General features: G+C 56.7%; 22 protein-coding genes. All 22 read right to left on the minus strand.

The features are described 5' to 3' along the window. Positions 1-117 precede the first annotated feature (117 nt). Entirely contained in the window at positions 118-876 is a 759-nt protein-coding gene (locus ACFFK0_RS19820) for a response regulator (protein WP_377472056.1), read from the minus strand. 2 nt (positions 877-878) lie between these two features. Then, positions 879-3,818 carry an ATP-binding protein gene (locus tag ACFFK0_RS19825; protein ID WP_377472057.1) on the minus strand — a complete coding sequence of 980 codons (2,940 nt, stop codon included), beginning with the start codon at positions 3,816-3,818 and terminating at the stop codon, positions 879-881. Beyond that, a complete protein-coding gene (locus ACFFK0_RS19830) occupies positions 3,815-5,101 on the minus strand; it encodes an adenylate/guanylate cyclase domain-containing protein (protein ID WP_377472429.1) in 1,287 nt (428 codons plus the stop codon). Before ACFFK0_RS19830 ends, ACFFK0_RS19825 begins: the two co-directional genes overlap by 4 nt. Continuing rightward, on the minus strand, positions 5,037-5,801 hold the full coding sequence (locus ACFFK0_RS19835) for a response regulator (RefSeq protein ID WP_377472058.1): 765 nt from the start codon (positions 5,799-5,801) through the stop codon (positions 5,037-5,039). Before ACFFK0_RS19835 ends, ACFFK0_RS19830 begins: the two co-directional genes overlap by 65 nt. 116 nt (positions 5,802-5,917) lie before the next feature. After that, positions 5,918-6,130: a YezD family protein gene (locus tag ACFFK0_RS19840; protein WP_377472060.1), complete on the minus strand. Its 213-nt coding sequence runs from the start codon at positions 6,128-6,130 to the stop codon at positions 5,918-5,920. 51 nt (positions 6,131-6,181) lie between these two features. Beyond that, positions 6,182-7,009: an alpha/beta hydrolase family protein gene (locus ACFFK0_RS19845; protein ID WP_377472062.1), complete on the minus strand. Its 828-nt coding sequence runs from the start codon at positions 7,007-7,009 to the stop codon at positions 6,182-6,184. A 23-nt stretch (positions 7,010-7,032) separates the two neighbouring features. Next, on the minus strand, positions 7,033-8,094 hold the full coding sequence (locus ACFFK0_RS19850) for a sulfate/molybdate ABC transporter ATP-binding protein (RefSeq protein WP_377472064.1): 1,062 nt from the start codon (positions 8,092-8,094) through the stop codon (positions 7,033-7,035). Next, positions 8,091-9,002, minus strand: coding sequence for a sulfate ABC transporter permease subunit CysW (gene cysW, locus ACFFK0_RS19855; protein WP_377472065.1), 912 nt, complete (start codon positions 9,000-9,002; stop codon positions 8,091-8,093). The genes ACFFK0_RS19850 and cysW overlap by 4 nt, the downstream gene beginning before the upstream one ends. A 12-nt stretch (positions 9,003-9,014) precedes the next feature. After that, a complete protein-coding gene (gene cysT / locus ACFFK0_RS19860; RefSeq protein ID WP_377472066.1) occupies positions 9,015-9,851 on the minus strand; it encodes a sulfate ABC transporter permease subunit CysT in 837 nt (278 codons plus the stop codon). Positions 9,852-9,898: 47 nt separating this feature from the next. Next, the gene (locus tag ACFFK0_RS19865) at positions 9,899-10,999 is read right to left on the minus strand and encodes a sulfate ABC transporter substrate-binding protein (RefSeq protein WP_377472067.1); all 1,101 of its coding nucleotides are present in this window, start codon (positions 10,997-10,999) and stop codon (positions 9,899-9,901) included. A gap of 276 nt (positions 11,000-11,275) precedes the next feature. Further along, positions 11,276-12,061, minus strand: coding sequence for a TIGR00266 family protein (locus tag ACFFK0_RS19870; protein WP_377472069.1), 786 nt, complete (start codon positions 12,059-12,061; stop codon positions 11,276-11,278). Between the two features lie 69 nt (positions 12,062-12,130). Beyond that, positions 12,131-12,346 carry a hypothetical protein gene (locus ACFFK0_RS19875; protein WP_377472070.1) on the minus strand — a complete coding sequence of 72 codons (216 nt, stop codon included), beginning with the start codon at positions 12,344-12,346 and terminating at the stop codon, positions 12,131-12,133. Between the two features lie 92 nt (positions 12,347-12,438). Beyond that, positions 12,439-12,771 (minus strand): hypothetical protein, encoded by a 333-nt coding sequence (locus ACFFK0_RS19880; protein ID WP_377472071.1) that lies wholly within the window; start codon positions 12,769-12,771, stop codon positions 12,439-12,441. Between the two features lie 112 nt (positions 12,772-12,883). Next, positions 12,884-13,579: a hypothetical protein gene (locus tag ACFFK0_RS19885; protein ID WP_377472072.1), complete on the minus strand. Its 696-nt coding sequence runs from the start codon at positions 13,577-13,579 to the stop codon at positions 12,884-12,886. A 133-nt stretch (positions 13,580-13,712) separates the two neighbouring features. Then, on the minus strand, positions 13,713-13,871 hold the full coding sequence (locus ACFFK0_RS19890; protein WP_377472073.1) for a hypothetical protein: 159 nt from the start codon (positions 13,869-13,871) through the stop codon (positions 13,713-13,715). Positions 13,872-13,933: 62 nt separating this feature from the next. Continuing rightward, a complete protein-coding gene (locus ACFFK0_RS19895; protein ID WP_377472074.1) occupies positions 13,934-14,404 on the minus strand; it encodes a hypothetical protein in 471 nt (156 codons plus the stop codon). A gap of 3 nt (positions 14,405-14,407) precedes the next feature. Further along, positions 14,408-15,490, minus strand: a complete 1,083-nt coding sequence (locus ACFFK0_RS19900; RefSeq protein WP_377472075.1) for a Gfo/Idh/MocA family protein — start codon at positions 15,488-15,490, stop codon at positions 14,408-14,410. A gap of 31 nt (positions 15,491-15,521) precedes the next feature. Next, a complete protein-coding gene (gene kapB / locus ACFFK0_RS19905; protein ID WP_377472076.1) occupies positions 15,522-15,929 on the minus strand; it encodes a kinase-associated lipoprotein KapB in 408 nt (135 codons plus the stop codon). A 2-nt stretch (positions 15,930-15,931) separates the two neighbouring features. Continuing rightward, entirely contained in the window at positions 15,932-16,252 is a 321-nt protein-coding gene (locus tag ACFFK0_RS19910; protein ID WP_377472077.1) for a thioredoxin family protein, read from the minus strand. Next, entirely contained in the window at positions 16,249-16,788 is a 540-nt protein-coding gene (locus ACFFK0_RS19915; protein ID WP_377472078.1) for a hypothetical protein, read from the minus strand. Before ACFFK0_RS19915 ends, ACFFK0_RS19910 begins: the two co-directional genes overlap by 4 nt. 110 nt (positions 16,789-16,898) lie before the next feature. Further along, the gene (locus ACFFK0_RS19920) at positions 16,899-18,512 is read right to left on the minus strand and encodes an ABC-F family ATP-binding cassette domain-containing protein (RefSeq protein WP_377472080.1); all 1,614 of its coding nucleotides are present in this window, start codon (positions 18,510-18,512) and stop codon (positions 16,899-16,901) included. A gap of 156 nt (positions 18,513-18,668) precedes the next feature. Beyond that, a complete protein-coding gene (locus tag ACFFK0_RS19925; RefSeq protein WP_377472082.1) occupies positions 18,669-20,591 on the minus strand; it encodes an ABC-F family ATP-binding cassette domain-containing protein in 1,923 nt (640 codons plus the stop codon). Positions 20,592-20,596: the final 5 nt, after the last annotated feature.

A 20,596-nucleotide genomic window follows, 5' to 3' on the forward strand; every position in this document is an offset into this window, starting at 1 on the left:
TAAATACACCATATTTCAATGTAAAGTCAAGCGTTTTTGCCAAACAGCCGTTGCGAACCTGCATCAAATACGGCCGTATCCCGTTTAACCCGGGAATACGGCCGTATTGGCTTCGACCTATAAAATCACTTGCCCCATATCCGTGTGGATCTTGGCGAACAGCGCTTCGTCCGCCGACTTCAGCTGTTGAACGAGCTTCGGATTATGGCAGACGACCCGTACCGTGCCCTCAGCCTCTTGAATTTGCAGCATGTAGGACTTCACCCGTTCGACGACGCCAGGATCAAGCTCCTCCAGCTCATCGAAATTAAATATGACTTTGAGCGGCTTTACGAACAGGAAGCCCTGCAGCGCCATATGAATCGAGGTCAGACTGGACTCGTCCGGCGCAGCGTACAGCGACACGATGAACACGCCGTTCTTGTTGTCGATCGCAAACGGTGCGGCTTGCGCGTCGCGCGGCTTGGGCGAAGGCTGCAGCGCTGCCGAGTCGGAAACGGCTTTGCCGGCGGCCGGCTGATCGAGGACAAGCGAGATCGTCTCCAAAATTTTTTCCAGCGTAATCGGCTTCAGGATGTAATGCTTGGCGCCGTTCTGGATCGCCTCGAACACCATGTTTTTTTGGTCGAGAGCGGAGATCATGATGATTTTCGCGTGCGGGTATGTCACGATAATTTTTTTGAGCGACTCCAGTCCGTCCATTACCGGCATCGTGATGTCCATCGTGACCAGGTCCGGCTCGTGCTTCGCATATTCCTTGTACGCCTCCATGCCGTTGGACGCTTCCGCGACGACGGTATGCCCCGCTTCCGTCAGCAGCATCCGCAAATTGCGGCGCATCAAGATCGAATCATCGACGATTAGTATCGTTGCCATTGTTATCCCCTTTTCGTAAGCGCGAAGCTGATCTGCATCGCTCCGTGCTCGGAATGAAAAGCGCACGTCCAAATATCCGCATCCGCATATTTGATCGACGCCCCTTCGGTTTGCATCGTGATCGGCGGTTCCATCAGAATGAAGTCGGCGTATTGCTGGAACATCGAGAAGGAGTTGCCTAGAACCGTATTCGCCGTTTCGGCCAAGCTATCTTCAAGCAGCTCGCCGAGCTCCTGCTCGCTTATCGGATCGAGCACCGTGCCGCGAACGATCGCTCGCGACAGCGTCTCGTCGACACTCATAATAAACATGCCTTCGACCGCCCCCTTGAGCGTAATGAACGCGGTCACCTTCCGCAGCGCCAGCTTGTCTCCGGGATGCGGCAGGAACGTCTCGTCCGCCGTCAAGCTTACTCCCATGAACCGGGCAAAATAATGCTGCACCGTGCCGATCGACGGCAGCAGCAAATCCGGATATTCGACCTGCGGCGCCGCGTCGAGCTCCTCGTACGGAAGCGTGAACCGGAACGTCGTCCCCCGTCCGGGCGCTGTAATGACATCGACGGTGCCGCCAAGCTTCTCGGCTTCCGCTTTCACGGATGCGAGCCCGATGCCCCGCCCCGAGATATCGCTGACTTCATCCTTCGTCGAAAACTCGTCGCGGAAAATCAGCCCGACGGCATCTTCGTCTCGGAGCGACGCCGCCTCCCCTGCAGTAAGCAGTCCGCGCTGCACCGCTTTGGCCCGCACGGCCTCCGGATCGATGCCACGGCCGTCGTCGGAAATTTCCACGACAATGTGCCGCTGCTCGAGCTGAACCCGGCAGGCGATGGAGGCCATTTCCTCTTTGCCCAGGGCGGTTCGTTCCTCAGGCGGCTCTACTGCGTGATCGAGAATGTTGCGGAACACGTTCACGAGCGAGCGGCTGAAATCGTAATATTTTTCCGTGTCGGCAGCAAACTCTTCGCCTTCGACCGCAATCGGCAGCACAAGCTTCTCCATCCGCTCGGCGAGCCCGGCCACGTAATCGGGATAGCCTTTGAGCAGCTCCTTGAACGGCTTGTAGCGCAGCTTCCGCAGCTCGGGCAGCAGCAGCTTGCACTCATTGGGCGACAGCAGGGCGAGCATCTTCTTCTCGATCTCGATAATTCGCATTTTGTCGATCATGAGCAGGTCATCCTGATTGAAGAACGTATCCCCGATCACCGATTGGAGCACGGCCAGATCGTCGTTGAGCCATGTTTCAATATGCAAACCGCCGACGCGGGCCAGCAGCTCGTCCGCGCTCAGCTCATCCGCCTGCTTCAGCCAGGCCGACAGCTGAGTTTCAGCCTCATGCAGCTTGCGGGTTATATGCGGCAGTCCGAATTGCGAGAAATTGCCTTTATACGTATGGATGTCCCGATAGACGGAGAGAAGCTTCGACTTGACCGACTGCTCGCTGAGCAGCGTCTCCGGCAGCTCCGATTCGGCGAACAGCTTGAAGTCGCGGACGCATTCCGTAAAATCGCCGTAGCCGACGATGACCTTAACGACCATCTTCAAAATGTTGCGTTCGATTTCGACCTGGCTTTCCAGCTCGCGCTTCTCGGTGATATCGGTCAAAATGACCATGATCGCTTCCGCGCCTGGAGCCGTTTCGATGAACTTGTAGTCCAGCTTGATGGTGAGGCCGTTAACCTGCAGCTCGTCGACGAGCAGCGGCAAGTACATCGCGCGCCGGCCTGCGTCCCGCTCTTGAAACAGCTTCTGCAGCAAGCTGTCGAGAAATTTGCGCTGCTCGTCGTCGCCGAGCGCCAGCAGCGCCGGGAACGGAACCCCCGCGATATCCCGACCGAACAGCACGCGGCATTCGCGGCTGTATTCTTCGCCGATTCGCAGCTCCGGCCCGAACGTCAGGAAGCCTTGGCCGGCGTTGTCGAGCAGACTCCGGATCGACCGGTCGCTGCGCAGCAGCTTGTCCTGCGCCTCCTGCAGCCTCGACTTCGACAGCGTCAGCTCCTCGTTCTGCGCCTCCAGCTCTTCGTTCTGCTCCTCCAGCACCTGCTTCTGCTCTTCGAGCGCCGCCTTCTGCTGTTGGAGCTGATTGGAGTACAGCTGCATTTTGCTCATAATCAAATTCGTCGCATCGGCCAGCTGTTCGATTTCCCGCACCGCCTTCGGGATCGTAAGCGGCTTGTCCCATGCGGCCGACTCCTGCGACAGCTCGTTCATCCTCGCAATCGCCTGGTCCAGCGGCTGGAGGACGGGTCTGGAGATAAGCATCGAGATGAATTTCGTCATGGTCAGCGCGACGAGAACGAGAATGAGCAGCATGAAAGCGATCGACAAGTACATGGCGAGCACGATCTCAGGCGTAATGAACGCCTCGACTTCGCCGATCACGGTACCGCTCGCGTCCGTCAGATCGGACTTCGTCCGAACGATAAAATAACGGGTGATCGCATGCAGCGGCCCCATCTCTTCGATCTTCATCTGCCGCATAACGTTGCTGTACAGCAGCTTGCCGCCGGCTTCGACGTGGATCGATACGAATTCGAATCCGGGGTTGAAGCTGAACGTCGCCGCCGCATCTTGAGCCTCCACAAACGCTTCGGCGGTTTTCGCCTGGACGTTCTTCGGCAAATACGTCTCCAGCTTGGCCATGTGATCCAGCTTGTTCACCCATTCCGTACCCTTCTCCCCTTGCGGGTCGAACTGGCGCAGATCGGCGATGCCGTGCTGCGCAAGGAACATGCTGCTGTTCAGTTCATCCGCGATCGTGCGGGAGATCAAGCTGGAGGCAAAACCGGACACCGGCTTCAGCGAGAAGGAAAGAGCTCCTAAAATAAGAACGGTAAACAGCAAAATGTTAATGAAAGACGTTAAATAAATCGTTCGCCTCACCCGGCTGCGGAGCGTCCGGCGATTCGGCCTTTTGTGAATATTCGACTGTGCGCTCATCGTTCACCTCGCAGCTTTTGCTGGCATTTCTCGATGTAAAATCCGGCCACTGCATCGTCCCTCGCGGCTGCGGCACACGCTTCGAAGAGGCGCAGCGCACCTTCCGCATCATCGCTATGAAACAGCTCGACGGCACGCTCGAACTCGCTTCGGGTCCGCAGCTTGATCTTGCATAGAGGCGCCGGATCCGCATCGAACACCTCATATATCGCCAGCTGCTGTTTGCGCCCCTTTACGGACACTTCATCGATGCGCCGAATGGCGAACCGCTCCGGCCGTTTCAGTCTGCGGTACGTCCCTTCTGCGATGAGAATCGAAGTCCCGGCATACCGCTTGTTCAGCTCTTCGACCCGGGATGCGACGTTGACGCTATCGGAAATGACGGTTCCCTCCATCCGGCTCTCTCCACCTACAATACCGAGCATAAGCGGACCGGTGTTCAGACCGATGCCCGCACGGATCGGCGCATATCCCGACGCTGCGCGGCTCAGGTTGTAGGTTTCCAGCTCCCGCATCATATCGACCGCCGCCTGAACGGCGCGATCGGCCTCAGCCTGAAACAAGGCCATGACGCCGTCGCCGATGTACTTGTCGATAAAGCCCCCGTGCCGCTTCACGACCGGATCCATCCGCCGCAGGTAAGCGTTAAGAAGCTTGAACGTTTCCTGTGTCGTCAATTGCTCAGACATCGTTGTAAACGAGCGGATATCGGAAAATAACACCGTAAGCTCAGCTTCCACATGATCGCCAAGACGCACGTCAATGATCGATTTCTTGCTGAGGAACGAAATGAATTCGTGCGGCACGAACCGTTCGTACGCGCGCGTCAGCGCCTCCTGGTGCAGCTTGGCGAGCCGTTCCTCCTCGTAGCCCTGCTCGAGGTTATCGACGGTGCGGGACATCATCCGGTTGATGTCGAGCACCTGCTCGAAGGCGCGGACGATGCGCGGGTCCGCATCCCGCAGGCGCTCGTACGGCACGGCGTCCGTCAGGAAGCCTTCGGCGAGATCCTCGAGCGCCGTATGAAACTCTTGGAGCGGCCGGGCGAAGCGGCGCCGGTATTCTCGGACCAAGGCAACGGCACCCACGGCGATTGCGAACGCGCCGCTCGCCGCCATTGCCGCCACAGCCGATGCCGAGTCCGGGCTCGCCCAGATGAGCACGACAGCGGAAACCGTATAGACGGCGGCAGCACATAGAACAATTAGGCGGATTCCTTTACTCATGCGTCTCGACCGGAATAGCGGGGTATAGGCTTTGCAGGCGCCGGCGGAGCGCTTCATGGCCGGCAACGTAGACGGTGCTTCCTCCTGCCGCACGTACCGGCTTCAGCAGATCGTCAAGCAATCGCAGGAGCGGCTCGGACATCTCGGCCATGTCCCCGAAATCGACGCAAATGCGAAGCGGACGGATGAAGAGCAGCCCTTGCAGAGCAGGACGAATCGCTCCCAGCGCCGCTTCCGACGTTTCCGCCGTCAAAGCGATGAAGAACGTCCCCTCTCTGTTTTCAATAGAGACGGGCGGCTGCTGTGCCAGCGCATTCGATTGGCCTGCTTGTGCCGAATGCAGTTCCGGCGTGTGCGGCGCAGCGGACACATCGCCGGAATTGGCGGAAGCCGGCGCCAGCAGCAGCTCCTCGACCGCTCTCAGCAGCTTTTCCGCCGTAATCGGCTTCACGATGTACTTCTTCGCCCCTTTCTCCAGCGCTTCGAACAGCATGCTGCGCTGGTCGAAGGCGCTGATGACGAGGATGACGGCCCTAGGATCGTAGGCGACGATTTCGCGAACGGCATCGATTCCGTTCATAACCGGCATCGTCACGTCCATGGTGACCAGGTCGGGACGATGCAGCTTGTAGGCTCTACAGCCCTCATCCCCATTCGAGGCCTCGGCGGCAATCTCATAACCCGCCGCCGTTAGGATCGAGCGTAAGTTTCTGCGCATAACGGGGGAGTCGTCGATGATCAAAATTCGTTGTGTCATGTTAGCTCACCCATTTTTATGTAATACTGTCATTGTATCGTTTTTTGTCGAAGCCGACAACAAAAAACACCCTTCCGGAATAGGACTCTATTCCCAGAAGGATGTTTATTTTTGGATTATGAATGAGATTTCGACTTGCGGCGGGATTCCGGCACCGCAGAGATCGCGGCTCGTGACGTCTCTGCATCGAAACGCCTGCGTTCCGTGCGGTCGATCTGCATGATGTTCCCGTCGTGTACGACGATCTGCACCGTACCGTACTCCAAGCCGTTCAGACTGACTGCAATGCGTTCCAACCAAGCTTCATCCACGATCAGCGGTTTCGCCATATCGTATCCCTCCATCGATTTATGATCAGTAATTTCTCCTTGTACCTATTCCTATATCGTCCAATCGTGCCAATCCCGTTTCCGCTGGTCCGCACGGATCAGCCACTTCGACGTCACATCCAGCAGAGCTCCGCATGCGGCACTGCTTGAGAACGTATGATCCGCTTCGTCCACCAGCTCCACATCGCATTGTCCCTCGCTGCGGAGCCAGAACATTTGCCGGTACATGGGCGCATAATCAACCGGTATCACCTCATCGGCCTTACCGTGAACGATCAACACGTCTCCGCTGAATTTGCGGAGCTGCTCGAGCGGATGATGTCTCGCCAGCGAATCGAAAAACTCGGCGCTTAGAAGATAGCCTTGATGATCGACCGGACGGCCCGGCTTTGCCTTCAAATACGATTCTTTGCCGACAATCCGCACAATATCGTAATGAGGATGGGCTACGGCGGACCACAGAATCAACGATTTAACGCGGGAATCTTTGGCCGCCGTCAGCACTGCTACCGCTCCGCCCAAGCTGTGGCCGATCACCGTAATACGGCTTACGTCGACGCAGTCGATGCTTGCGGCGTAATCCAGGACCGCCCGCGTTTCGTCGATCAGCGTGTCGAGACCGCCTGCTCCATAGTCGCCGGTGCTCTCGCCGCAGCCGCCGTAATCGAAGCGCAGCACCATATAGCCCTGCTCGCATAACCGTCTCGCCGCCTTGACGAACAAGCGATTGACGCCGGTCTTGCTGCCGATGAAGCCGTGGCAAACGATCAGCAGCGGCCAACGCGTGGCGGTCTTCCCGCTCTCCGGATCCGACTTCGGGTAATGCAGCGTCGCCGCCAAATCCCGGTTTCCTGCTCGTATCGTAATCGTATGCTCCATGGCGGCGTCCTCCTTATGTGTAGTTAAATGTGAACCGGCAGCGGATCGTTCTTGAGGCGATTTTCGACAACCGATACTTCCTGATCCGCAAACAAGTAGGCGCGATGAACCAGAACATGCGTCCGATCTCCTTGATGCAGCGCCGGCTGCTCCAAATCTCGGTAGCCGAACAATCGGTTCGGGCCGACCTCAACCTCCACCTGCCAGTGCGTCCCCCGGAAATACGTCGCTTTCACGACACCTTCCTGTGCGGCCGACGGATAGCGAAGCTCTTTGGGAAAGCCGATCTCGATAAATTCGGGACGAATGATCGCCTGCACGCCGGGGGCGCTGTCTTCGAAGCCGCGCAGCGCGGAAATCTCGCTGACCGTGCTGGATTCGCCGATGAACCCGGCGACGAACGGGGTGCGCGGCGTCGTATAAATGTCCTTCGGCGTCCCCTTCTGCTCCAGGCGGCCTTGATGAATAATCATGATTTCGTCGGCAACCTCCACCGCCTCTTCCTGATCGTGCGTCACGAACACGGTCGTAATGCCGACCCGATCGATCATGTCGCGCAGCCAGGAGCGCAGCTCCTTGCGCACCTTTGCGTCGATGGCTGCAAACGGCTCGTCGAGCAGCAGCAGCTGCGGCTGCGGGGCAAGCGCCCGGGCGAAGGCGACACGCTGCCGCTGCCCGCCGGACAGCTGGCTCGGCAGACGCTTCGCCAGGCCCCCGAGTCCGGTCAGCTCCAGCAGCTCGTTCACCCGGCGCTGGATGTCCGCTTTCGGCTTCTTCTGCACGGCAAGCCCGAAAGCGATATTATCGTAAACGTTCATATGCCGGAATAATGCATAATTTTGGAATACGAGCCCGATTCCGCGCTTCTGCGGCACAACATCGTTGACCCGTTCGCCATGGAACCGAATATCGCCGGCGTCCGGCTGCTCCAGTCCCGCAAGCATTCTCAGTATCGTCGTCTTGCCGCCGCCGCTTGGCCCGAGCAGACCGATCAGCTGCCCCTTCTCGATCGTAAAGCTTACGTCGTTCGAAGCCAGGTGCGCTCCGAAGCTCTTCGTAAGTCCGCTTACCGCAATATGGCTCATGGCCGATCCCCGCTTTCCCCCGTGCCTGCCCGGACGGTCTGATGATGCTTCCATTCGACGACGGATTTGATTATCAGTGTTACGATACCCAACAAGACCAGCAAAGACGCAACCGCGAAAGCAGCATTGAACTGATACTCGTTGTACAAAATCTGTACGTGGAGCGGTATCGTATTCGTCTTGCCGCGAACGTGTCCGGACACGACGGATACGGCGCCGAATTCTCCCATTGCACGGGCATTACATAAAATGACGCCGTACAGGAGGCCCCACTTGATGTTGGGCAGCGTCACCTTCCAGAAGATGCGCCAGCCGGAAGCTCCCAGGGTGGCCGCCGCTTCCTCTTCCTGAACGCCCTGCGCCTCCATCAGCGGGATCAATTCGCGGGCGACGAACGGGAAGGTTACGAAAATCGTAGCGAGCACAATGCCCGGTAAAGCGAAAATAATTTTGATATCGTGCTCGGCAAGCCACGGCCCGAACCAGCCGCGGGCGCCGAACAGCAGCACGAAGACGAGACCGGCAATAACCGGCGATACCGCGAACGGCAAATCGATCAGCGTCAGCAGCAGCTGTCTGCCGCGGAAGCGGAATTTGGCGATCGCCCACGCGGCGGCGAGTCCGAACAGCATGTTAAGCGGTACGGCAATCGCCGCGGTGTACAGCGTCAGCTGGATTGCCGATAAGGCCGCTTTATCCTTGAACGCCGCAAAATACAGCGCAATGCCTTTACCAAATGCCTCAACAAATACTAGAACTAACGGCAATACGAGAATGAGTCCGAGAAAACCGAGCGCGACGGCGATCAATGACCATCGCACCCAGCCGCTTTCCGTCAAATGCCGGGCAGGCCTTGCTTTCGGGGCGAAGGACCGGCCGGCTGCAGCGGTAGGAACTGCTCCTGCCATCGGTATTCCCTCCTAACCCGAAATCAGCTTGCGCTGGGATCTTGCTTGCAATACGTTCGTCACCAGCAGCAGAATGAACGAGATGATCAGCATCACTGCGGCAATCGCCGTCGCTCCCGCATAGTCGAACTGCTCCAGCTTTGTCATGATCAATAGCGGTGTAATTTCCGTCTTGTATGGCATGTTGCCGGAGATGAACACGACGGAGCCGTATTCGCCGACGGCGCGGGCGAACGCCATCGTCATGCCGGTTATGAGCGCCGGAAGCACTTGCGGAAACAGAACCTTGAAAAATGTCCGTCCCCGGTAGGCGCCGAGACTGACAGCCGCCTCTTCCGTCTCTTTGTCAAGCTCCTCCAGGACCGGCTGCACCGTCCGTACGACGAACGGAATGCCGATAAACGTCAGGGCGATCATGATGCCCAGCGGCGAGTACGCCGTCTTGATGCCGAGCGGCACGAGCAGCTTGCCGATCCAGCCGTTCTCTGCATACAGCGTGGTCAGCGCGATGCCGGCAACGGCCGTCGGCAGGGCGAACGGCAGGTCGACGAGCGCGTCGACGATCTTCTTGCCGGGAAACGAGTAGCGTACAAGCACCCAAGCGACGATAAAGCCGAACACGCCGTTCACGAGTGCGGCGACCAGCGAGGCGCCGAAGCTGAGTTGGTACGAAGCGATGACCCGGTCGTTCGTGACGGTTTCCCAGAACACCGGCCAAGTTAGACCCGCCGCCCGAAGGAACAGGGCGACGAGCGGAATCAGCACGATGAGTCCGAGATACAGCAGCGTGAACCCCATCGACAGTCCGAAGCCGGGGATGACGCTGCGGGACTTTGGCAGTTTAAGCATGGAGGTCTCCTTTCGAAAGGTAACCGAACGGTTTTCTTTTCACGTCGTTATTTTTTGGCAGGGGTATAGATTTGATCGAAGATCGCGCCGTCTTTGAAAAATTTGTCCTGAACCTTCGTCCAGCCGCCGAAGTCCGGGTCGTCGATTTTGACGAGATTCAATTTAGGGAACTGGCTTTCGTATTTCTTGGCAATCGATTCGTTACGCGGACGGTAGAAGTTTTTGGCGGCGAGCTCCTGGCCTTCATCCGAATACAAGTATTTCAAATACGCTTCAGCCACTTCGCGCGTACCTTTCTTATCGACAACCTTGTCGACGACGGATACCGGCGGCTCGGCGAGAATCGACAGCGACGGAACGACAATCTCGAATTTGCCCGGCGATTCCTTCAGGGACAGGTGCGCTTCGTTCTCCCATGCGATCAGCACATCGCCGATGCCGCGCTGGGCGAACGTGTTCGTCGAATCGCGGGCGCCGGAGTCGAGTACAGCTACATTTTTATACAATTGGCTGACGAACTCCTTCGCCTTCGCTTCGTCTTTGTTATTCTTCGACAAGGCGAACGCCCAGGCGGCGGCGAAATTCCAGCGGGCTCCGCCGGAAGACTTCGGATTCGGGGTAATGACCGAAACGCCCGGCTTCACCAGATCGTCCCAATCTTTGATTCCCTTCGGATTGCCTTTGCGAACGAGGAACACAATCGTCGACGTATACGGCGTGCTGTTGGTTTCCAGACGCTTCTGCCAGTCTTGAGGAATGAGGCCGGACGGAACTAAGGAATCGATGTCATAAGCCAGCGCCAGCGTGACGACATCGGCTTCAAGGCCGTCGGCGACGGAGCGCGCCTGCTTGCCGGAGCCGCCGTGCGACTGCTGGAACGTAACCTCTTGGTTGTTCTTTTCTTTCCAATATTTCGCGAACGCTTGGTTGTAAGCTTCGTAAAGCTCGCGTGTCGGGTCGTAAGATACGTTCAGCAGTTCTATAGGCTTTTTGGCGGGGGCCGACGAGCCCGCAGAACCGCCCGCTGCCGGGGCAGCTGCATCTCCGCTGCCGCATGCGGCCAGTGTGGCGATGAGCGCTGCCGACACGACGGCGGCACCGACTTGTTTCCAACCTGCATGATTCCATATGTGACGAATTGCTTTCATCTTGATCCACCCTCTCCATTGATACAAGCGTAATTTTGTGTATGAATGACTGTTTCCGGTCGTCCGGTCAACGATTATAAATAATTCCTATAGTTTTACTGTGATTTCGTTATGAGTATATTAGCATTGCGCCCAAAAGGTGTCAATCGGTTTGAATGATTTCATTTTGACAAAAAGTATGGGGTTAGTCGGATTTAATGTCGGCGCATAAAAAAACGGCAGCTCTCTTCGTTCGAGTAGCTGCCGGTCTTCGAAAATCCGTTATGTGCGAGGAGATCAATCCCCGTCCAGCAAATTGCCTAAACCGCCGAGAATGCCGCCCTCTTCCTTGCGTCCGCCAGGGCCTGCTGCCGAAAGTACGCGATCGGCGAGACGGCTGAACGGAAGCGACTGAATCCACACCGTACCCGGTCCGCGCAAGGTGGCGAAGAACAGCCCTTCCCCGCCGAACAGCGCCGTCTTCACGCCCTTCACGAATTCGATATCGTAATCGACATCCGGTGTCATAGCTACAAGACAACCGGTATCGACGCGGATCAGCTCGCCCGGACGCAGATGACGCTTCGCGATCACGCCTCCGGCATGGACGAACGCCAAGCCGTCGCCTTCGATTTTCTGCATGATAAAGCCTTCGCCGCCGAAGAAGCCCGCACCCAGCTTGCGCTGAAATTCGATGCCGACCGACACGCCCTTCGCCGCGCAAAGGAACGAATCTTTCTGGCAAATGAGTTTGCCGCCCAGCTGGGACAAGTCCATCGGCAAAATTTTACCCGGGTATGGGGACGCGAATGCGACTCGCTGCTTGCCGTAACCGCGGTTCGTGTATACCGTCATGAACAAGCTTTCCCCCGTCAGCAGGCGCTTGCCTGCCCCGAACAGCTTGCCCATCAAGCCTTGATTGGAAGAGCTTCCGTCTCCGAAGATCGTCTCCATGGAGATGCCCTCGTCCATCATCATGAATGCGCCTGCCTCGGCGATAGCGCTCTCCTGCGGATCCAGCTCAATCTCAACATATTGCATTTCGTCGCCGATTATTTGATAATCGATTTCATGTGCGTTCATCGGTTTACCGCTCCCTTGTCACTATGTATCCCCCATAGTTTACCACAAGCGAGCGGCATTGCGCACTGCTCAATCTTCTTCCTCGGACTTGCCCTCTTCCGGATCTTCGTCGAAATCCAAATTCAGAATGACGGTATAATTCGTTGACGTGTGCGGAATGACTTGGGCTACTTCCACAAAGGGCGTTTCAAACTCGGCCTCGGCATCGTTCACCAAATCCTGAAGCGACTCGCTTAGGGAGTCGTTCGGTTCCAGTCGAATGTCGGCAAAATATTGCTTAATCATAGCGCAGCCTCCCTTTATTGTTCATTCAAATATGTATGACAAGCCACGCTTCGGCGGGAGCCAAAGCGTGGCGCGATACGAACGTATCGAACTTATTGACGGTATGCGCTTGTATTGTAGGATTGATTTTGCAACGCCTGGTTTGCATTGAATGCAGCGATTTGATTGACGGCTTGCTCCAGCTGATTGACGATTTGCAGACATTGCTGCATGTTTTGAATCGCCACATCATGGCCTCGCAGCGCTTGTTCGATGATTTGTGTAGCTTGACGCTCACGCTGCGCCAGCTGCTGCAGCATGTTGGCGTTCTGCGACTCTTGCTGGATCATCATCTCATACGTGCGGCTTGCTTGCTGCGTCTGCTGGATCAGCTGATTGACGATTTGTCTTGCCTGCTGCGCTTGCGCTTGTACGTTCTGGATCATTGTGGTTGTTGCCTCCTCAAAAATAGTGGGTGTATGAGCTCTTGGAGCCGACATTTATTATGCCTATCGCATTCATTACTACTCGCTCTGTGTCAAATTTTCCGTTTGACATTTAACGGTTGGAGGCACTGGAGTTGCTTGGGAACGCATAATTGGTCATCGTGTTGAATTCGTTGATAAACATATTCATCGACGTGCCGCTCCGCGCTTGTTCGGCATAATAGCTCATGCGGCGCACAAAATTCGGATTGGAGGATACGAAAATATTCGCCTTGCTCGGAGCGAGCTCATGCAGCACGGCGGTAATTCGGCCTTGCTGAGCGGTGGTCAGCCCGTCCTGCGCCCGCCAATCCAGGGTCGGGCCTTGCCCGGTTCCGAAAATGCCCGCCTGGCTTTTCCCGTCCGGCATCGGTCCCTGCATATCGGCCTTCGTTCCCGACAGGCTTTGCGCCTGTAAGCCTTTCAGCTTGACGGCCGCATAAATGTTGCTCTCCGTCAGCGCCACATGCGCCTCGGCCAGCTCAGGCAGGCGTGCCACCAGCTGTTCGCCGAGCACCCGATTCATGGAAAGCCGGGAGTTGTAATGGAACTCCGTTTTGTCGACGCTATCGTGATAGGGCAGGGCGTCGGTTTGTCCAGGCAAGCTTTTGGCGCCGAGCGTGTCGTTCTCGTTGTTACGGCTGTCCATATCGCCGTAGGCGATCGGGGATGCGTTCTTGTTCTCATTGCCGCTCGTGCAGGCCGCAAGCCCGAGGGCAATGAGCAGCGCCGCGCCAACTTTCACAGCCGAGCTGCGCGATTCGGTCATGGTGGTGTCCCCCTATTCGTTAGCCCAATCTATCCGTTAGGATGTGGGAATAACGGGAAACTATGCATGACGAGGCAAAAAAAGAGCCGCACCGCGGCATGCGGTACAGCTCCTGATTGAAAACCCCGTGCTGCTATTCGGTTTGTACGCCGGCCGGCTCGCCTTTGGTATAAGCGATCAACGTTATATCTTTGCCTAGCTCCCTTTGTAATCTTGCTTCGAGCTCGGCAATTTCGGCCACTAGCTGGTCGTTGTTTTCCAAATCGGCAAATCGGTAAGCACCTGTTTCCATATCGGCTTCAACCTCCTTGTCGGCAGCAACTATAGACTCAGGATGCCGAAACCGGCTTCGTTTCATTCACGCGGATCCAGCTCTTCCAGCAGCTTTCTGACAGATGCTTCATCGAAAGCGCCGTTTCGCTTGAACTGCTCCATTTTTTCGCGAATCCGCTGTCCCTCCAGCTCCGCTAAAGCTTCTTCGCTCGGCTGTCCCGGATCGAACCAGACGTAGTACCCTTCCGGACCGTTGCGGAGAAACGGGCTGCGCCAGTATTCGGGATACGCATACGGGTCGTCATTGAAAAGCAGTCCCAGCACACTGTCGCTTGATAACGGAAGCAGGTGGTGGAAGCTTTCTTCCGCCGACATATCGGCCACGTTCCGATGCACATACGCATAATGCAAGTAATGCTCGCCCGTCGCCCGATCCTTTACGATTTCGTACAGTTCCAGCTCCGTCTTCGTCAGCTCCCGCACCGGCTCAAGCCGTTCGGCCAGCAGCTCGGCCGGCACTTTGCCGATGTCCTGCAGCGATGTTTCGTGCATCACTTACAGCTCCCAATCCAGCATGACTTCCCGTCCGGTCTCCGAGGAACGGCGGATGGCGTCAAGAATCAAATTGTTCGTATAGCCCGACATGACCGACGTAATCGGCTCGCTGTTGTTCCGGATGCACTCGACAAAATGGCGGCTCATCCGTACGCGCGATCCTTCGTCCTGTCCCGGTACGCTCAGCTCGATCGTCGCTTCGCGGTCGAACTGCTCGCTCATCAGCTTGCCGCTGCTTCCTCTCAGCGATGCGCCTCCCTCGGAGCCAAGCAGGTGCACATACGGCTGGTTATCGGTATCCGTGAGCGCCGCCCAACTGACATCAAGCGTCAAGGTAGCTCCATTGTCCAAGCGAATCAGCGCCGTCGCGAAATCCTCCACATCGTACACGCCATTCCAATCCGGCTTGCCCCAAGTTCCAATTCCGCGCTTGCGTGGACCGAACTCGGCATAGGCAGCCCCAAATACCGATACCGGCTTCGGATTGCCCATCAAATAGAGGGACAGGTCGAGCATATGCACACCGAGATCGATGAGGGGACCGCCGCCCGATTTGCTCATTTGGGTAAACCAGGTGCCCCAACCCGGGATTCCCTTCCGTCGCACCCAGCCGGCTTTCGCGTGGTAAATACGGCCGAGCGAGCCTTTGTCCGCCTGCTCCTTCACTTGCATGGCTACGGATTCCCAGCGGAGCTGATGCGGTATCATCAGCACTTTGCCGGACTCGCGCTGGGCCTTCACGATCGTCTTGGCCGCTTCCAAATTAATCGCCATCGGCTTTTCCAGCATGACATGCTTCCCGGCCTGCAGCGCCTTCACGGCGATCGGAGCGTGCCATTCGTTCGAGACGGCAATGACGACGGCATCGATGCCCGGATCGGCGAGCATTTCGTCGGCGGTTGCATAAACCTTATCGATATTGTGCTGCTTGGCGCGGCTTTCCGCGAGCGGGGCGAACACATCCGTTACTCCGGCTAGCTGAACGCTGTCCGCGATTTTGCTGAATACTTCCATATGTACGTTGCCGATATTGCCTGCACCGATAATGCCGAGCCGAATCTTTGCTTGCTGAGTCGTCGTCATGATCATTAAACCTCCTAATTTTCGGGAAAAATTATTTGATCTTTTTGTACTCCTGTTCGAGGGCTTCCATTTCGGCTAAAGCCCGTTCAGCCCAGCGCTTCAATTGGTCGAGCTCCTGCTTGTGCAGGTCGACCGATTCGCGCAGAGATTCGTCGTATTCCGGTACTGGACCGTCGTATCGTTCAACGGTGTTAAGAGGCATCAGAGCAATTTCGCGATGTGCGAGCGCCTTGCGCTGATGAAACAGCGGAACATCGGCTTGCATCGGGTGATGCAGATCTCCTTGCTCCGGATGCTTCACGACCGCTGCGATTTGAACCGCGGCCTTGCGTGAGTTCGTCAGCTCGACGATCGTGCCGATATACCGGCCGCTCTTGTATTCGGCGATCACCGTATCGCCGACCTGAAGCTGCTGTTCTTGTTCTCGCGGAAAATTCATGATTAGCTCATCCCCTTGATCGGTTCGTCGGTTTCTTCGGCTAGTCTTTGCCTCATCCAGGTCAGAATCGTATCGACGGAAGAGATGCGGTACAGCATGCCGCTTACTTCGCCTTTACGTACGCGGACCAAGCAAGGAACGCTGCCTACACGCCACCGCTCGGCAAGCTCCGGCCGTACGTTCAGATTAATCCGATCGGCATGCAGCGCCGGATCCGCCGCTTCCACGACATCCAGCATGCGGAGCGCTACCTTGCATGTACCGCATAAAGGCGTGTACAGCATAACGAATGAGCTGGTTCCAGGCGTCAGCGAATCCGTCACAAGCCTGTTCCTCCCCGGGATGATGCATAATCATTCAGCCATCGCAGGCTATGAGCGGCAGCCTGCACCAGCTTCGGGAAGTCGGCGGCATGGCTCTCATCGACTTTGCGCCGGAAATCGAGCGAAATGTGAAGCTGGGATGCTGCCGTACTGCGCGGCCATTGGTAAGAGACCGTTTGCACAACGTCCGGCCGATCCTCCCAAATATCCAGAAGCGCCTTCTCTACGGTCGGACAATCGTGCTGCGGATCGGTAGTGAACGTCTCAAACCTCACGGTGAGCACGCATCCGGGCACGATATGTTCCTGTTCGAGCAGCTCGGCGGCCAGATCGGCAAGCTCCGTATGCAGTCCGAGCTCCGCTGCAGCCGCCCCACCGTCGATTTCACGGAACCGGATCGAGCAGCTGCGGGCCATGGAAGCGAGTTCAACGCGGTCCGAACGATTCGTGACAAGTATTTTCCCGTCAAGATCGAGGTCGTACACGCACCCCTCCAGCACTACCTTCAAATTGTCATAGATGGTCGGGTCGAACATAAGCTGCTCCTCCTTGCAGGTCGGGGGCTCATCGAAGGCTGACGGCAGATGCGACGAAAGACGCCTGGCTGCCTTGCGGCAGCCGACGCCTTAACTTGTCGGCCATCTATTTAAGCGTACTGCGCCTCGCGCTGGCGCTTGATGTCTTCGCTTTCGAGGTACTCGTCGTACGTCGTCATTTTATCGATCAGACCCGCCGGCGTAATTTCCATAATCCGGTTGGCGATCGTTTGAATGAACTGGTGGTCATGGGAGACGAACAGCATCGTGCCGTCGAATTCAATCAGGCCGTTGTTGAGCGCCGTAATCGACTCGAGGTCAAGGTGGTTCGTCGGCTCGTCGAGTATGAGTACGTTTGGTGCGCTCAGCATCATTTTGGCGAGCATACAGCGAACCTTCTCGCCTCCGGATAGAACGCTCGACTTCTTCATCGCTTCCTCGCCGGAGAACAGCATGCGGCCCAGGAAGCCGCGGATGAACGACTCATCCTGATCCTTGGAATATTGACGCAGCCAGTCTACGAGCGTCAGATCGTTATTGAAATAGTCCGAGTTATCCTTCGGGAAATAGGCCTGCGACGTTGTAATGCCCCAAGAGTACGTGCCGGAATCGGCTTCAAGCTCGCCCATCAGAATACGGAACAGCGTCGTCTTCGCCAGCCCGTTCGGCCCGACGAAAGCAACCTTGTCACCCTTATTGATTGTAAACGACAAGTTGTTCAGCACAAGCTCGCCGTCAATCGTCTTCGACAGCCCTTCCACCTGCAGCAGCTGCTTGCCTGCCTCGCGTTCCGGCTGGAATTTGATGAACGGATACTTGCGGTTGGACGGACGAATATCTTCCAGCGTCAGCTTCTCCAGCAGCTTCTTCCGCGAAGTCGCCTGCTTGGATTTCGAAGCGTTCGCGCTGAAGCGGGCAATGAACGTCTCCAGTTCCTTGCGCTTCTCTTCGATCCGCTTGTTGGCGTCGCGGGTCAGCTTCAGGGCGAGCTGGCTGGATTCGTACCAGAAGTCGTAGTTACCGACGTACAGCTGAATTTTACCGAAGTCGATATCGGCGATGTGCGTACATACCTGGTTCAGGAAGTGACGGTCGTGAGATACGACGATAACGGTGCCTTCAAACTTGGAGAGGAAGTTCTCCAGCCATTGAATGGACTCGATATCCAAATGGTTCGTCGGCTCGTCGAGCAGCAGGATGTTCGGGTTACCGAACAGCGCTTGAGCGAGCAGGACGCGAACCTTCTCGTTGCCGCCGAGATCTTTCATCTTCATGTCGTGCAGCGACGTCGGAATGCCGAGACCGATCAGCAGCTCCGCCGCATCGGACTCTGCCTGCCAGCCGTCGAGGTCCTGGAACTCGCCTTCGAGCTCGGCCGCACGCATGCCGTCCTCTTCCGAGAAATCCGCTTTTGCATACAGCGCATCCTTCTCCGTCATAATGTCATACAGTCTTGCATGCCCTTTAATGACGGTTTTCAGCACTTCAAATTCATCGAATTCGTAATGGTTCTGCTTCAATACCGCCAGCCGTTCGCCCGGCGTGATGAACACTTCGCCTTTCGATGGCTCGATCTCGCCGGATAAAATTTTCAGAAACGTCGACTTGCCGGCGCCGTTCGCCCCGATCAAACCGTAGCAGTTGCCCGGCGTGAATTTGATGTTGACGTCTTCAAATAGCGCACGTTTGCCGTAACGCAGCGTTACGTTCGATACTGTAATCATAGTGTCCCTGCCTTCTTCGCTCATTTGTTGTTCTTATGAGCCGTTTACTTATCCCTATTATCGACTTTGAAGTCCAATAACGGTATGAATCCGATTACGCCTTATCGCGTTCATGATACACGGCATCACCGGGATTGTCAAAGGCTTCAAGCTCGTTTATTTTCGCTTTTCAATCTGCTCGACAAGCTCCGACAGCTCGGCCCAGCGGGTCATGGCAGCGTCGATTTGATCGCTGAGCTGCTTGTCTTCCGCCGTAAGCCGCTGCAGCTCCATATAGTCGGAGCCTGCGTTAGCGATAAGACTGCGCACAGCTTCTTGCTTCGCCTCCAGATCGGCGATCAGCGGCTCGATCCCTTCCCATTCCCGCTGTTCTTTGTACGAAAGCTTGCGCGGCTTGTCTAGACTCGATGCTGCCGGAGCCGGCTGCTGCGGTGCGGCTTGCTTTACTGCCGCTGCGTTGTGCAGCGATTCCTGCGCTTTATCGGCCTCTACCTGCTCCAAATAATCGGAATAGCTGCCTTCATATTTGCGGACCGTACCGCCGCCTTCGAACGCGAACAGCTTTTCCGCTGTCCGGTCGAGGAAATACCGGTCGTGGGATACCGAGATTACGGCTCCCGGAAAAACATCAAGATACTGCTCAAGAACGGTAAGCGTCTGAATGTCCAAATCGTTAGTAGGCTCGTCGAGCAAGAGCACGTTCGGTTCCCCCATCAACGTGCGGAGCAGATACAGCCTGCGGCGCTCTCCCCCGGATAAGCGACCGATCGGGGCCCACTGCAGGTTCGGCGAGAATAAGAACCGTTCCAGCATTTGCGCCGCGCTGACCTTATCGCCGTCCGACGTCGTCACGATTTCCGCAGCTTCTTTAATATAGTCGATGACGCGCTGCTTCTCGTCCATCTCCGTGTTTTCCTGTGTGTAATATGCAATTTTCACGGTTTGGCCGACATCGATCGTACCTTGGTCGGGCTGCAGCTTCCCCGCGAGCATATTCATCAGCGTAGACTTGCCGCTGCCGTTGGGGCCGATAATGCCGATACGGTCTCCGGGTTGAATAATGCAGCTGAAATCGGCTATAAGCGTTTTGCCTTCAAAGCTTTTGCCGACGTGCTCGAGCTCCAGCACCTTCTTGCCGAGCCGCGAGCCGCCGATTGCAATGTCAAGCGCCTCTGCCTGCTTGGCCGTTTGCCGGTCGCGCAGCTCCTCGACCCGCTCCACGCGCGCTTTTTGCTTCGTCGACCGGGCTTTGGCGCCGCGGCGCAGCCACGCGAGCTCGCGGCGGAGCAAATTTTGCCGTTTGCTCTCTTCGGCTGCCTCGCGCTCCAGGCGGTCCGCCTTTTTTTCCAAGTAATCGGCATAATTGCCGTCGTAGCTGTACAGCTTACCGCGGTCGAGCTCGATAATGCGATTCGTCACCCGGTCGAGGAAATACCGGTCGTGAGTGACCATCAGCAAAGCGCCCTTCCATTTCGTTAAGTACTGCTCCAGCCAGGCCGCCGTTTCATTATCGATATGGTTCGTCGGCTCATCAAGAATAAGCAGATCGGCCGGCTGCAGCAGAGCTCTCGCCATTGCTACGCGCTTGCGCTGACCGCCGGACAGCAGGCCGACGGCTTTGTCCGTTTCCGTGATGCCTAGCTTGCCTAATACGGTTTTGGCCGCCGCATTCGCTTCCCATGCGCCAAGCGCCTCCACGCGCTGCTGTGCGGCGAAGAGCCGCTGCTGCTGACGTTCGTCCTCGGGCGCTTTCTCCAGCGCTTGAAGCGCTTCCTCGTAAGCAAGAAGTGCCTGCATGACAGGCGAATCGCCGGCGAACACTTGCTCCAGCACGGTAGCTTGAGAATCGAACTGCGGATCTTGCGGCAAATATTCCACCGTGAAGCGATTGGCGTGAACAAGCTTGCCGTCGTCCGGCTTCTCGAGGCCTGCAATCAGCTTCAGCAGCGTTGATTTGCCTGTACCGTTCACGCCGATCAAGCCGATCCGCTGTCCCTCGTTAATGGCGAGCGTGATGTCGTCAAACAGCACTTTGTCCCCGTAGCTCTTGGTTATTTTCTCCAATGTGATGATGTTCATTTGAC

It is taken from the genome of Paenibacillus chartarius (genome assembly GCF_042432825.1).
GTDB classification, from domain to species: domain Bacteria; phylum Bacillota; class Bacilli; order Paenibacillales; family NBRC-103111; genus Gordoniibacillus; species Gordoniibacillus chartarius.